Below are 14,313 nucleotides of genomic sequence, written 5' to 3'. Positions count from 1 at the left end.
ATGTACTTTTAAAAAATAATAAAACGAGCAGCAGAGAAATCATGTCCGACCACCAACAGCCAATCGTGCTTAAAGCAGAACTACTACTAGACAGCCGCTCAATGCTGGGAGAAGGCGCAATATGGAACCATAAAACACAAGAGCTCTACTGGGTAGACATCGAAGCGCAGCTGCTCCATTGGTTTGACCCGCTTACCTCAACTAACCAGACTGCACATTTTGGACAAAAAATAAGTGCTGTAATACCCGGCACAGATGATACACTATTACTGGCCTTAAAAGACGGTGTATACAGTTATGAAAAATTGACCGGACTGCTCCGCAGGCTGTTGTCAAACCCTGAAAATCGCACATCAGGCAATCGTTTTAATGACGGGAAGTGCGATCCTTCGGGACGGCTGTGGCTGGGAACTATGGGCGCATCACGTTCGGCGGCGCTGTACCGGATAGATGCAGATCTATCCATCCATAGGATGGAAACAGGTATAACCACCTCAAATGGGATCGCCTGGTCGGATGACAAAAAAACGATGTATTACATCGACACCTCAGTACATAAGGTTGTGGCCTATAGTTATGACGATAAAACTGGCCGGATATCTACTCCTTATGATGCAATTACCATTCCGGAGGATATGGGGAAACCAGATGGCTGCAGCCTGGATGCTGAAGGGATGATCTGGATTGCGCTTTGGGGCGGCTATGCAGTAGGGAGATGGGACCCCAGAACAGGCGTCTTACGCTGTAGGGTCGAGGTTCCGGCAAAAAATGTAACTTCCTGCGCTTTTGGAGGAGAAAATCTGGACACGCTTTACATCACCACTGCACGGACATCGACTTCTGAAGCAGAACTATTGCAATGTCCATACAGCGGCGGAATGTTTACAGTAAAACCTGGGGTAAAAGGCATACCGGCAAACCATTTCATTAAAAGAACAAAATGAGTTTTAAACCATTTCTGTTCCCAGAATATCCTTAGAATAGGTTTTCAGGTATTTTTTCAGAATCTGTCTGGCCACATGGATCCTGGTTTTTACGGTTCCAATTGGAATCTCCAGCATTTCGGCAATCTCATGATATTTATAACCCTCAAAGTATTTTACAAAAGGAACGTAATACTCTGGCTGAAGGTTAGCAAGCGCTTTATTGATGTCTCCTATAATAAATTTACTTTCGCTGGCATTTTTGGTAGCACTGTAGTGCAGGTTGGCCGAGGAAATATCATCTGATTTGGTAATCAAAGCGTTTGTTTTCACCAGACGCCTGTAATTATTAATGAAAGTATTCTTCATTATCGTAAACAACCAGCCTTTTAGATTGGTCCCTTCTTTAAACTTCCCATAATAGGTAACCGCCTTAAGCATGGTATCTTGCACCAGATCGTTTGCATCCTCAATATCTTTCGTAAAATTCAGGGCGAAGGATTGTAAAGAAATTGAATGATTGTTTAGCTGAAGGTTGAACTCATTTTTTGTCATAGTGTTTAAGTTTTAGGGTTAAAAAACTAACAAGCATTTTTTTGAGTGGCGCTCAAAATCTGTTTAATCTTAGACACTAAACACTACACAAGATATGTACCAAAAAGGAGGATATTGATGTTAAGAAATTAATTTTTTTCCGATAAATGACGCTAACCGTCTATTTCACAGAATATTTACTTCCCGCTCCAGCTCTACACCAAACCTGGCATACACTGTACGTATGATCTCTTCTGAAAAATCATACACTTCCTGTCCTGTTGCAGCGCCATGATTAACCAGAACCAGGGCCTGATTTTTCCAGGTACCTGTCTCGCCAACCACCTTTCCTTTAAAACCGCATTGCTCAATAAGCCAGCCGGCAGCCAGCTTAACTTTCTGGTCGGCAGCGGGATAATGTACAATATCAGGAAATTTAGTCAACACTTCTTTAAACTGTGCCTGGCTAATTACGGGATTTTTAAAAAAACTTCCGGCATTACCTATCGTAGATGGATCCGGCAACTTACTTACCCTGATGTGAGCTACCACCTTTGAGATATCGGCAATTGTTGGTTGTAATATGTGCCTATTCTGAAGTTCGGCCTGGATTGCCCCGTAACTGGTATTTAGCTGCGCCTGTCTGTTCAATTTAAAACTGACAGCAGTAATGATGTAACGGCCTTTCAGCTCATTTTTAAAGGTACTATCCCGGTAACCAAACTTACAATCTTCAAATTTAAAGGTCCTTTCTTCTGCTGTCGCAATTTCATAAGCAGTACAGGAATGAAAAACATCTTTGAGCTCCACACCGTAGGCACCTATATTTTGTATAGGCGATGCACCTACAGTTCCAGGAATAAGGCTCAGGTTTTCTATACCTGCATAGCCATTTACCACACAGTAGTTCACCAGATCGTTCCATACCACACCCGCTCCAGCCGTTACCAGTACCCGCTCCCCATCAGTATCAGTAGTAGCCGAAATGCCGGGTATGCTTATTTTAATCACCAGTCCATCAAAATCCTTTGTAAACAGCAGATTGCTTCCTCCGCCTAAAACCAGTAAGCGGTTCTGTCTTACCACATCCATTCCCAGCAATCCCTTCAGTGCTTCAATACTGAACACCTCGGCAAAAAGGGATGATTTGACATCGACACCAAATGTGTTGTAGGGTTTAAGAGATATATTTTGCTGTAGAATAGACATAAGTAAGCTAAATGATTAGATCTGGCACAAATGTAATTGTTAAGACTTGTAATAAATATGTTAAAAGTAATATTTAAAAATTTTGACTATTTTTCGCCTGAATTGATAAAATAGCTTAGTAATACTTGCCCTAAAGGAGAGAATAGTAATTTGTATGGAAAATCAGGATAAAAAGAGAAGCTTAATTATTGAAGCTGCATTGAAACGGTTCGCACATTATGGCCTGTCAAAAACAACCATGACCGAAATCGCAAAAGATGTCTCATTTTCAAAGGCTTTGCTCTACTACTACTTTCCGGACAAACTGAGTTTATATGTGAGTTCCATTGAACACCTGATGCAGATCATTAGCAGGGACCTGGTAAAGTCCATTGATAAAGCCAGTACTTCGACAGAAGGCATTTATAAACTTTTACAAAAAAGACAGTCTTTTATTCAAAAATACTACAACCTGCTGGAATCAACACAAATTATTGGCAGTGAATTGCCCGATAACCTTTACGACAAGTTCAGTAAAGCCCGGGCCTTTGAAGCCATCATCATCAGCTCCTTATTCAGCAGGGGGATTGCAAGTGGTGAACTTGCCATGGAAGACCCCAAACTTACTACCGAAATATTTCTCGACGCCCTGTCTGGCATACACTTCAATATCATGTCCAAAGACAAGAACATATTCCCTGGAAAAGAGCAGTTTAAACAGATCTTTATCAAGGAAAAATTGTTTGCCGAAATTTTTTTACAAGGCCTGAAGCCAAAATCCTAGCTTAAACAGTCATTTAATTGTCAGTTTACCTGCATTTTAAAGGTAAAATTCTTTAAGCGGAATTATGGCCGTATTTTTGACTACTGAAATAAAAAAGTCAGAAAGTAAAAAAGTAGAATGGTAGAGACAGATAAAAAAAGAGAAGCAATTATTGAAGGGGCGATCAAACGTTTTATACATTATGGAATCAATAAAACCACAATGAATGAAATTGCGGAAGACCTCTCAGTATCCAAACCTTCTCTGTATTATTATTTTCCTGATAAAAACAGTTTGGTACTTGGAGTGATCGAAAAAATATTCAATGACTATTTTGAGATGGTAGAGAAAGATCAGTTTGCTGATGTTCCGCTGGAAGATTGTATGGCTGGCTTCATCGAAATCAGACATCGCTTCTTTCAAAAGTACTATATGCTCCATTTATCAGGGGGCAGCCCTGATTCTTCATTGAACTCGGATGAACTGAAAGAACATTTCATGAATATGCACGGAAAAAACATACAGCTGCATGCAGATATATTTCAAAGGTCGATAGACAAAAAGGAGATTGGACCAATGGAAACCTATAAAACTGCGGAGCTTTACCTGGACAGTCTGGCAGGGATCACATCCTTATGCATACTGCATGGCAATAAAGAGCTCTTTCCCAGCAAAAAGGAAATGAAAAACATACTGGAAAGGCAGCTTAGCCTGTCGCGTATATTTATTAAAGGACTAAAATAACAATAGGCTATATATGAATACAATAATCAAACAGATAAAAATAATTCCACTGGCACTGCTGGGGTTACTGTTATCGGGTACGGTTAACGCTCAGCAAACGCTGACGTTAAAGGAAGCGCTGAACTACTCGCTGCAAAACAACGTCAAAGTACGGAAATCAAAGCTTGACATAGACGGCGGTAAATATAAAGTGCAGGAGGTAAGGGCCCAGGCTTTACCACAAATTACAGGTAATGCTGGTTTAAACTACAACCCTATCATTGGAAAACTGGTAGCCGACTTCGGCGGGAGCCCGCAATCTATCAAACTCGGACAAAACTGGAATTCATCTGCCGGAATCCAGCTTTCACAACAATTGTTCAACCAGCAGGTTTTCACAGGGCTGCAGGCTGCGAGATCCAGTGAGGAATACTACAATCTGACTTCCCAGTTAACCGAGGAACAGATCATTGAACTGGTTGCCAATAACTATTACCAGGTCTTAGTGAACAGGCAGCAATTGAATGTGATAGACACTAATATCAAAAATGTAAATGTGATAGAGAAGATCATTTCCAATCAGTATAAAAACGGGTTGGCAAAAAAGATTGACGTAGACCGGATCAAAGTAAACCTCACGAATTTAGAGACACAACGGGAGCAGACCATTAATGCCATTACACAGTTGGAGAACCAGTTGAAATTTGCAATGGGCATGCCTGTAAGCACGGAAATCACATTACCAAAAACAGAGCTCACGGAAGTGACCCACTTACCGCAGTTTAGTGATTCTTTAAGCATGGACAACAGGACTGAGATCAAAATTCTGGACATCCAGGACAAATTGCTTTCATTGCAGCGCAAGGCTTATGTGTCTGAATATTATCCAAGCCTGGCTTTAACAGGAAACTACACCTATTCCAGCCAGAGCGGCGGTTTCGATTTTTTAAAATCCAACCCTAATGCAATTGGTTTTGGGGCATCGGCCGTTGGTTTAACCTTAAAAGTGCCGATTTTTAACGGTTTCTTAACCCGTTCAAAAATCCGCCAGGCCGATGTAGATATTCAAAAAGCTCGGGAAGACAGAAGAGAGTCGAAAAACTCGTTGAACATGGCTTACGAAAATGCAAAAATCCAGTTACGTAACAGCATAAACACCATTAACTCACAAAAGAAAAATGCTGAACTGGCTGATGAAATCTACAGAAGCACACAAAACAATTACAACAACGGTCTGGCCAGTTTAACAGATCTGCTGGATACCGAAAACGCACTTACTTCAGCACAAAACAGCTACACTCAGGCATTATTAAATTATAAAATTGCCGAAATACAATTAATCAAATCAAACGGAAATATAAAATCGCTATTACAATGAAAAGAGGGATAATAACAGCCTTAATAATTATACTTGCCCTGGGCGGGATTGCTTTGGTGCTCAGCAACAATAAGAAGAAGAACGAAGCAAAAACAGCCTTTATTGCACAAGGAAGTGGGGCTATTGCCGTGCGTGTTGCAAGTGTAGAGAAAAAAGTAGTTGACCTGGATTTTAGCAGCAACGGAAGCTTTGTACCTAAACAGGAACTGAACTTCCTATCGGAAAATGCCGGAAGGGTGAGTAAGATCCTTGTAGAAGAAGGCGACCGTGTAAGCAAAGGACAGGTACTGGCTCGTATCGATGCAGAGATCATCAATACGGACAGGGAAACTGCCGAAGCAACCTATCAAAATGCGTTAAGGGACGAAGCCAGGTACAAAAGCTCTTATGCAACTGGCGGCGTAACCCAACAGCAGCTGGACCAGGCGAAATTGGCAACGCAAAATGCGAAATTACGTTTACAGGCCTCGCAAAGAAGGTTGAGCGATGCTAACATCAAATCTCCGATTAATGGCATCATCAACAAAAGATACATTGAAGTTGGTGCATTTGTTACCGCTCAGGGAACACAGTTATTTGAAATTGTTGACGTTTCCAAATTAAAGCTTAAGGTAAATGTAAATGAGTCACAGGTGGCCAATCTTAAAATAGGTGATAAAATAGAAATCAAGTCTTCTGTTTTTCCTACAGAAAAATTCAATGGCAGAATTACTTTTATTGCAGCTAAAGCTGATGGGACTTTGAACTTCCCGATAGAAATTGAAGTAGACAACAATACCAAAAACAGCCTTAGAGCAGGAATGTATGGTACCGCCGTATTTAACTTTCCTAAACAGGCTCCCGGAATTTTGGTTCCCCGCACTTCTTTTGTGGGTAGTGTAAGCAGCAACCAGGTATTTGTGTTAGACAAGGCCAGCAATACCGCTAAACTTCGCAAAGTAATTGCAGGTCGTATTTTGGGTGATTCAGTTGAAATTCTGGAAGGATTAAATGAAGGCGAGACTGTAATCACCAGCGGACAGATCAACCTGGCCGACGGTACTCCTGTGAGCATAGTAAAATAAAAAGAAGATGAAGATAACAGATATATCGATAAAAAGGCCCTCCCTGGTAATTGTGGTGTTTACCGCACTTACCCTGCTGGGGCTGTTGAGTTACTTTTCGTTGGGTTATGAGTTATTGCCAAAATTCTCAAACAACGTAGTATCTATTTCAACCATTTACCCGGGAGCATCCCCTGCCGAGGTAGAGAATACCGTAACCAAGAAGATCGAAGATGCGGTATCGTCAATGGAAAACATCAAAAAAATAAACGCAGTTTCATTTGAGAGTTTATCTACCGTTACCATTACCTTAACAGATAAAGCCAATATTGACATTTCCCTAAATGATGCGCAACGTAAGGTAAACGCCATTTTATCAGAACTGCCTGAAGATGTAAAAACACCATCCTTAAGTAAATTCTCTTTGGATGATTTACCGGTGATCACGATGTCGGCCTCTGCAAAAATGGACGACATCAGCTTTTATGATCTGATGGACCAAAGGATTGCCCCGGTAATTTCGAGGGTGAGCGGTATTGCCCAGGTTAACCTGATTGGTGGTTCCGAAAGAGAGATCCAGGTATCATTGGATGCAGATAAACTACAAGGCTACAACCTTTCTGTACCACAGGTGCAACAGATGATCCTGACTTCGAACCTGGATTTCCCTACAGGGAGTGTAAAAACAGAAAACCAGGACGTTTTAATCCGTTTATCTGGTAAATACAGAAACCTGGATGAATTGAGGAACCTGGTACTGACCACCTCCAAAGATGGTTCTCAAATCCGCCTGCGCGATGTTGCCGATGTACAGGATGCTCAGAAAGAAACAGAAAAACTAGCCCGTATCAACAGAAAAGGTGCGATTGCCATTCAGATCATTAAACAAAGTGATGCAAATGCCGTAGAAGTAAGTAAAGGTGTACATGCCATTATTGAAAAGCTTAAGGTAGAATATGCAGCCAACAATCTGGACATTAAGATCGTAAACGACAGCTCTATTTTCACTTTGGAATCTGCAGATGCGGTTATTCACGATTTAATGCTGGCAGTAGTGCTGGTAGCATTTGTAATGTTGTTCTTCCTGCATAGTTTGAGGAACGCGTTAATTGTAATGGTATCTATCCCTGCCTCATTAATTGCAACTTTTATTGGTATCGGTCTGTTTGGCTTTACCTTAAACCTGATGTCCTTACTGGGGCTTTCGCTGGTGGTAGGTATCCTTGTGGATGACGCGATTGTGGTACTGGAAAACATCCAGCGACACATGGAGATGGGTAAAAACAAAGTGAGGGCCGCTTCAGATGCTACAAGGGAAATTGGTTTTACAGTTGTTTCCATTACCTTTGTAATTGTAGTCGTTTTCTTCCCTATCGCCGTAAGTACAGGCCTGGTTTCCAACATTTTAAGACAGTTCTGTGTGGTTGTAATTATTGCAACACTACTTTCCTTGCTGGCCTCATTTACCATTGTACCGCTCCTTTTTTCGAGGTATGGTAAACTGGAACATATTGAAGGCAAGAACGTCTTCGGCCGCTTTATCCTTTGGTTTGAAAAGCAATTGAAAAAATTCACCCTTTGGGTTACAAACATTTTAAAATGGTCTTTAAACCATAAAAGACGTACCATTTTAGCAATTGTAGTGTTGTTTATTGCGTCAATATGGTTAGCTGTTGCGGGCTTTATCGGTTCAGAGTTCTTCCCAAAATCTGATAAAGGGGAGTTCCTGGTGCAGATTGAATTGCCTAAAGATGCGCCTTTGTCGCAAACCAATTTCTATACCCAACGTGCCGAAGCATTCTTAAGCAAACAACCTGAAATTACGCAGTTGATTACCACAGTGGGACAGGCCAGCGGTGACTTCGGCGGAACCCAGGCTACAGCCTATAAATCGGAGATCAACGTTAAGCTGGTTGAACGCGACCAGCGTGAAGGTGTTTCTTCAGATATTTTTGCAACAAAGATGAGTCGTGCCCTTGCCAAAGAACTGGTAGGTGCAAAAGTTAAAACCGTTCCGATCAGTATCCTGGGTATTGCCGAAAACGCACCGATACAATTGGTTGTAATGGGATCTGACCTGGACAGCGCATTAAAATATGCCGAAGGGGCACAAAAGGTCCTTGCAAAAATTCCAGGTGCGACAGAGATTAAATTGTCTGTTGAAAAAGGAACACCTGAGATCAACGTTCAGGTAGACCGGGATAAGATGTCGGCTTTAGGCTTAACCCTGCAAACTGTAGGTGCCACCATGCAAACCGCCTTTGCTGGAAACACCGATGGTAAATACAGGAAAGGTGAGTATGAATACGACATCAATATCCAATATCAGGATTTCAACAGAAAAAATGTGGATGATGTACGTAATCTGGTCTTTGTAAACAATCAGGGTGCACAGATCAAACTGTCACAATTTGCTACCATTACAGAAGGTTCAGGACCAAGTCAGCTGGAGCGTTTAAACAAATCTACTTCAGTTTCGGTTAAGGCACAGTCTATCGGTAGGCCAACAGGAACGGTAGTTGCCGAATTCCAGGCCAAGCTGAAAGAACTTCAGGAAAACGGGAAGATGAAAGCCCCTATAGGCGTGAGCTACACCTGGGCTGGTGATCAGGAAAACCAGGCTGAAGGCTTTGGTACACTGGGCATTGCCTTAATGGCATCCATCATTCTGGTATACCTGATTATGGTGGCATTGTATGACAGTTTTGTTTACCCATTTGTGGTGATGTTCTCGCTGCCACTGGCATTGATCGGGGCTTTCCTTGCGCTTGCGCTCACAAACAACTCTATCGGTATTTTTACCATTTTAGGTTTTATCATGCTGATGGGGCTTGTGGCCAAAAACGCAATTATCCTTGTCGATTTTACCAACCACATGAAAGCAGAAGGAAAATCAACGATAGAAGCGTTAATTTTAGCTAACCACGCACGTTTGCGTCCGATTTTGATGACTACTATAGCCATGATTTTTGGTATGCTTCCTATTGCCCTGGCAAGTGGTGCCGGTGCAGAATGGAAAAATGGTCTGGCCTGGGTTATCGTAGGCGGATTAACCAGTTCCCTGTTTTTGACCCTGATCGTTGTACCTGTGGTTTACCTGATTTTCGACATCATATTGGAAAAATTAGGCTTCAATAAAAAAGGTAAGACGATAGACGAATTGCTGGTTGAGCCATATGACCACAAAGATGTTTTAGAGTACGATCTTGAAGAGGTAAAGTAATCCTATAACATATCCGAATAAGAAAGAGGAACCCTGAAAAGTTCCTCTTTTTGTTTTCCCGACCAAACAATTTTCAATCCAAAGCTGTATAATTACAGCATGCTGAAATACAACACCTTAATTATATTGCTTTGTCTTTTATTTCCGGCACAGGCCCAACACCCTCCTGTATTTGAAGGGATTGTTTCAGACACCACCAGGATTGCGATGAACGACCTGACCGTAAATCTGGTCAGATATACCTACCGCACGCCCGGAATTCAGTTTCTGGCTATACATGATGATGAGGACACCGGTGTAAAAGCAGCATTTGAATACATCAGGTTTAGCGGAGGAACACTGATCGACTGCCAATACGGCGGCATCAGAAATTTCAGGCTGTCGAACCAGGGAGAAAGGTTCCAGACAGACCCCAACAGCATTTATACCAAAAAAGGCCTTCCAATAGGGATTGAAAAGTATGGGCTTGTAGACGACGATGTGGTAAAGCACCTGGAACGTGGCGCAAAAACCATATTGCAGCTTTATGATCCTGAAAAACAGGGCTACATCTTTACCCTGCACAACAATACGGATGGAGATTTCGGCATTGCATCCTATCTGAAAGGTTATGAGCTGGAAACAAGTGCAGATTCTGTGTATATTAATTTTGGGATGGACCCCGACGATCTGGTTTTTGTTACTGATCTTAAATTATTCAATGGGCTCAAAAAAGAAAACGTGAATGTGGTTTTACAATCTGCAAATGCGCCAGACGATGGCTCTTTATCCATCTATGCAATGCTCAACAAAATCCCATACATCAATGTGGAAGTACAGCATGGACATTACGATGAAAACCTGAGGCTGATCGAAATTGCCATCAAGGTTTTGTATCAAGCCTATCCACAGTTAAAACAAAAGGCCAGCAAAGAAGGGCCATAAAGGGGACTGCGAGGGGGCTGCAACTGCCCTGGTTATCCGCTGGCTCTGCCTTTGCTTCGGAAAAAGGTACTTTTTGAGGGCAAGGGCACACCAATCTCCGAACAAAGGGTGAAGATAAGGGCTCAACACTTCAAATCAGCCCCATGCCAATACCCCTATTTTTACTTCATAAAATATTAGCTAAGCGCATAAAAAAGGGAGGCTTTAATTAAACCTCCCTTTTTCAAACAAATAATTCTTGTTAAATGTGTATGGCCCTGTTTTCAGTAGCTGCCATAGCTGCTTCTTTCATGGCCTCCGTATAAGTAGGGTGCGCATGGCATATCCTGGCAATATCTTCTGCCGAAGCACGGAATTCCATCGCTACCACAGCTTCAGCAATCATATCTGCAGCGCGTGGGCCAATCATATGCACGCCTAATATCTCATCAGTCTTTGCATCTGCCAATACCTTTACAAATCCATCGGTATCCATACTTGCCTTAGCCCTGCCACTGGCTTTAAAAGGAAACGATCCTGCTTTATATTGAACACCGTTTTCTTTCAGCTGCTCCTCGGTATAGCCCACTGAAGCGACTTCCGGCCAGGTATAAACCACACCAGGGATAAGGTTATAATTAATGTGCGGCTTTTGCCCCGCTATTCTTTCTGCAACATATACGCCTTCATCTTCGGCTTTATGCGCCAGCATGGCACCTTTAATTACATCACCAATTGCATAAACACCAGGAACGGAGGTTTCCAGATGGTCGTTCACAGGGATTTTATTGCCTCTTTCTTCGGTTTTAATGCCAATGTTTTCCAATCCCAGCCCATCTGTATAAGCAGTACGTCCTACTGCAACAATACAATAATCGGCTTCAAATTTAACTTCCTCGCCTTTTGCATTATTGGCAGTTACCGTAACCTTTTTACCTTTAACCGTTGCTCCGGTAACTTTATGCCCCATAAAGAACTCCATGCCAAGCGATTTTTTCAAAACACGCTGTAACTCTTTCCCCAGGCCGGCATCCATAGTTCCGATAATAGAAGGCATAAATTCAATGACAGAAACTTTAGTGCCCAGACGTGCGTAAACAGACCCCAGCTCCAGACCGATTACCCCGCCACCAATCACAATCATTTGTTTTGGCACCTCAGTAATGTTCAAAGCCTCCGTAGAAGTAATGATCCTTTTTTTGTCAATTGGCAAAAAAGGCAGTGCAGTAGGCTTGGAACCTGAAGCAATGATTACATTTTTTGCTGTTATGGTTTCCGATTTACCATCTTTGGTAATTTTAATCGTGTTCTTGTCAACAAAAGAGCCTACCCCCTCAAATGCATCTATCTTATTTTTTTTGAAAAGATATTGTATGCCTGCTGTATTTTGAGCTACCACATCATTTTTACGTGCGATCATCTGCGGCATATCAACCTTCAGATCTTTCAAATTGATGCCATGTGTCTGAAACGTATGAGCTGCGTTATGAAAATGCTCTGAAGAATCTAACAGTGCTTTTGAAGGAATACAACCTACATTTAAACAGGTACCACCAAAAGTTTTATACTTTTCTATAACTGCCGTTTTTAAGCCTAATTGGGCACATCTGATTGCTCCAACATAACCGCCCGGGCCCGAGCCAATTACAACTACATCGTATTGCATATTAAGGATTTTTTTGCGTAAAGTTAATAAACCTATCCCGTATTCAGTATGCAATTCCATATATTTATGCTTTAAACAAACGCTGACTATGACTTCTTTAAAATTTCTGGTTGTTGCATTTTTCTTTCTTTTTAATGACCTTTCGGGCTATGCACAGCAAACAGATTCTGCATATGTAAGGCAGCATTATACCAAGCTGGAGCAGCTGATCCCTATGCGCGATGGTATCAGGCTCTTCACTTCGATTTATGTTCCTAAAGACAAAACAAAAAAATATCCTATTCTGCTCAACCGAACACCTTATACCGTTTCGCCCTACGGCAAAGACAAATACAAAACCAGCCTGGGCAATTTCCCTGCTGAAATGAGGGAAGGCTTTATTTTCGTGTACCAGGACGTAAGGGGAAAATGGATGAGCGAGGGGGACTTTGAAGACATCAGACCGCATGTTGCCCGTAAAAAGAGCAAAAAAGACATTGATGAAAGTTCTGACACCTATGATACCATAGACTGGCTGATCAAAAATATCGGGAACAATAACGGGAAGGTGGGTATCTATGGAATTTCCTATCCTGGGTTTTATGCGACAACATCCCTGCCGGGTGCCCATCCCGCCTTAAAAGCTGTTTCACCGCAAGCCCCGGTTACCGACTGGTACATTGGTGATGATTTTCACCACAACGGCACCCTGTTTCTTGCGGATGCATTTCCTTTTATGAGCACGTTTGGGGCACCAAGACCAAGCCCCATTACACCCGACAAAGGGCCCAAAAGATTTAAATTTCCTACCCAGGATCTATATCGGTTTTATCTCGAAGAGGGTTCTGTTAAAAACCTGAAAGAGAAATATTTTGCAGACAGCATCAAATTCTGGAACAACTTGTTTGCCCACCCTAACCTGGATACTTTCTGGAAAGCAAGAAACATCGAACCGCATTTAACAGGAATAAGGCCCGCAGTAATGATAGTAGGCGGTTTCTTTGATGCCGAAGATGCCTACGGTACTTTTGCAACCTATAAATCTATTGAAAAACAAAACCCCGGAGCCAATAACATCCTGGTTGCAGGCCCCTGGTTTCATGGCGGCTGGGTAAGGGGAAATGGCAGCAGCTTCGGAGACATTGACTTCGGGCAACCGACCAGCAGCTGGTATCAGGAAAATTTTGAACTCCCTTTTTTTAAATATCACCTCAAAAACGAAGGCAACTTTAAACCTGCGGAAGCCAACATCTTTATTACAGGAAGCAACCAGTGGAAAGGCTTTAATACCTGGCCGCCGAAGGAAACAGAGGAAAAAACATTGTATTTCCAACCAAACGGGGGGCTTAGTTTTGAAAAGGTGCAACGAACCGATAGCTGGGATGAATATGTGAGTGACCCCAACGCTCCGGTACCTTCACAGGACGGGGTGATGACAGGCAGATCGAGAGAGTACATGATCGATGATCAGCGTTTCGCCTCGCGCAGACCGGATGTACGGGTTTTTAAGACCAAACCGCTCACAACTGACATTACACTTACCGGCCCGGTATTGGCCAAACTCGTGGTTTCTACTACAGGTACCGATGCAGACTACGTGGTAAAACTCATAGATGTGTATCCTGAAGATGAAGCCAATCCGAATCCAAATCCGAAAAACCTGGTGATGGGCGGTTACCAGATGCTGGTGCGGGCAGAGATCATGCGGGGCAAATACCGGAACAGCTTTGAAAAACCTGAGGCAATGGTTCCAGGTGAAATAACAAAAGTGAACTACACTCTCCCAGATGTTGCCCACACCTTCAAAAAAGGCCACCGGATCATGGTACAGGTACAAAACTCATGGTTTCCGCTGGCCGACCGCAATCCACAGCAGTTTATGAACATTTATGAAGCGGAACCGGGTGACTTCCAAAAAGCCACGCACCGGATTTTTCATGATGTACACAATTCCTCGGCCATAACCGTTACCGTATTAAAACCATAAGCT

General features: G+C 42.4%; 11 protein-coding genes. 8 read left to right on the top strand and 3 right to left on the bottom strand.

The features are described from left to right. Positions 1-41: 41 nt before the first annotated feature. Positions 42-944: an SMP-30/gluconolactonase/LRE family protein gene (locus B9A91_RS13735; RefSeq protein ID WP_084239391.1), complete on the top strand. Its 903-nt coding sequence runs from the start codon at positions 42-44 to the stop codon at positions 942-944. A 3-nt stretch (positions 945-947) separates the two neighbouring features. Here B9A91_RS13735 and B9A91_RS13730 read toward each other — a convergent pair whose 3' ends face one another. Both B9A91_RS13730 and murB read right to left on the bottom strand, forming a co-directional pair. After that, complete coding sequence (locus tag B9A91_RS13730; protein ID WP_084239390.1) at positions 948-1,478, bottom strand: RNA polymerase sigma factor; 531 nt, start codon at positions 1,476-1,478, stop codon at positions 948-950. A 165-nt stretch (positions 1,479-1,643) separates the two neighbouring features. After that, the gene (gene murB / locus B9A91_RS13725) at positions 1,644-2,666 is read right to left on the bottom strand and encodes a UDP-N-acetylmuramate dehydrogenase (protein WP_084239389.1); all 1,023 of its coding nucleotides are present in this window, start codon (positions 2,664-2,666) and stop codon (positions 1,644-1,646) included. Positions 2,667-2,820: 154 nt separating this feature from the next. Here murB and B9A91_RS13720 point away from each other — a divergent pair, with 154 nt between their 5' ends. The 6 genes from B9A91_RS13720 to B9A91_RS13695 all read left to right on the top strand — a co-directional run bounded on the left by B9A91_RS13720 (position 2,821) and on the right by B9A91_RS13695 (position 10,699). Next, positions 2,821-3,429, top strand: a complete 609-nt coding sequence (locus B9A91_RS13720; RefSeq protein WP_084239388.1) for a TetR/AcrR family transcriptional regulator — start codon at positions 2,821-2,823, stop codon at positions 3,427-3,429. A 117-nt stretch (positions 3,430-3,546) separates the two neighbouring features. Then, positions 3,547-4,152, top strand: a complete 606-nt coding sequence (locus tag B9A91_RS13715; protein WP_084239387.1) for a TetR/AcrR family transcriptional regulator — start codon at positions 3,547-3,549, stop codon at positions 4,150-4,152. Positions 4,153-4,165: 13 nt separating this feature from the next. Further along, complete coding sequence (locus B9A91_RS13710; protein ID WP_084239386.1) at positions 4,166-5,509, top strand: TolC family protein; 1,344 nt, start codon at positions 4,166-4,168, stop codon at positions 5,507-5,509. Continuing rightward, complete coding sequence (locus B9A91_RS13705) at positions 5,506-6,573, top strand: efflux RND transporter periplasmic adaptor subunit (protein ID WP_084239385.1); 1,068 nt, start codon at positions 5,506-5,508, stop codon at positions 6,571-6,573. Before B9A91_RS13710 ends, B9A91_RS13705 begins: the two co-directional genes overlap by 4 nt. Before the next feature lie 7 nt (positions 6,574-6,580). Beyond that, positions 6,581-9,775 (top strand): efflux RND transporter permease subunit, encoded by a 3,195-nt coding sequence (locus B9A91_RS13700; protein ID WP_084239384.1) that lies wholly within the window; start codon positions 6,581-6,583, stop codon positions 9,773-9,775. Between the two features lie 99 nt (positions 9,776-9,874). After that, a complete protein-coding gene (locus B9A91_RS13695) occupies positions 9,875-10,699 on the top strand; it encodes a hypothetical protein (protein ID WP_235012552.1) in 825 nt (274 codons plus the stop codon). Between the two features lie 241 nt (positions 10,700-10,940). Here the strand turns inward: B9A91_RS13695 and lpdA are convergent, their stop codons facing one another. Continuing rightward, on the bottom strand, positions 10,941-12,344 hold the full coding sequence (gene lpdA, locus B9A91_RS13690; protein ID WP_084239711.1) for a dihydrolipoyl dehydrogenase: 1,404 nt from the start codon (positions 12,342-12,344) through the stop codon (positions 10,941-10,943). Positions 12,345-12,432: 88 nt separating this feature from the next. Between lpdA and B9A91_RS13685 the strand changes: the two genes are divergently transcribed. Next, positions 12,433-14,310 carry a CocE/NonD family hydrolase gene (locus tag B9A91_RS13685; protein WP_084239382.1) on the top strand — a complete coding sequence of 626 codons (1,878 nt, stop codon included), beginning with the start codon at positions 12,433-12,435 and terminating at the stop codon, positions 14,308-14,310. The last annotated feature ends 3 nt before the right edge of the window (positions 14,311-14,313 follow it).

The sequence above is a fragment of the Pedobacter africanus genome, from assembly GCF_900176535.1.
Lineage (GTDB): Bacteria > Bacteroidota > Bacteroidia > Sphingobacteriales > Sphingobacteriaceae > Pedobacter > Pedobacter africanus.
This window is presented reverse-complemented; position numbering and strand designations above follow the sequence as displayed.

Bases quoted from the DNA above. Each gene is read 5' to 3' on its own strand.
- B9A91_RS13730 (WP_084239390.1), bottom strand. From the start codon at position 1,478: ATGACAAAAAATGAGTTCAACCTTCAGCTAAACAATCATTCAATTTCT.
- B9A91_RS13695 (WP_235012552.1), top strand. From the start codon at position 9,875: ATGCTGAAATACAACACCTTAATTATATTGCTTTGTCTTTTATTTCCG.
- B9A91_RS13700 (WP_084239384.1), top strand. From the start codon at position 6,581: ATGAAGATAACAGATATATCGATAAAAAGGCCCTCCCTGGTAATTGTG.
- B9A91_RS13715 (WP_084239387.1), top strand. From the start codon at position 3,547: ATGGTAGAGACAGATAAAAAAAGAGAAGCAATTATTGAAGGGGCGATC.
- B9A91_RS13720 (WP_084239388.1), top strand. From the start codon at position 2,821: ATGGAAAATCAGGATAAAAAGAGAAGCTTAATTATTGAAGCTGCATTG.
- B9A91_RS13685 (WP_084239382.1), top strand. From the start codon at position 12,433: ATGACTTCTTTAAAATTTCTGGTTGTTGCATTTTTCTTTCTTTTTAAT.
- B9A91_RS13705 (WP_084239385.1), top strand. From the start codon at position 5,506: ATGAAAAGAGGGATAATAACAGCCTTAATAATTATACTTGCCCTGGGC.
- B9A91_RS13710 (WP_084239386.1), top strand. From the start codon at position 4,166: ATGAATACAATAATCAAACAGATAAAAATAATTCCACTGGCACTGCTG.
- lpdA (WP_084239711.1), bottom strand. From the start codon at position 12,344: ATGCAATACGATGTAGTTGTAATTGGCTCGGGCCCGGGCGGTTATGTT.
- murB (WP_084239389.1), bottom strand. From the start codon at position 2,666: ATGTCTATTCTACAGCAAAATATATCTCTTAAACCCTACAACACATTT.
- B9A91_RS13735 (WP_084239391.1), top strand. From the start codon at position 42: ATGTCCGACCACCAACAGCCAATCGTGCTTAAAGCAGAACTACTACTA.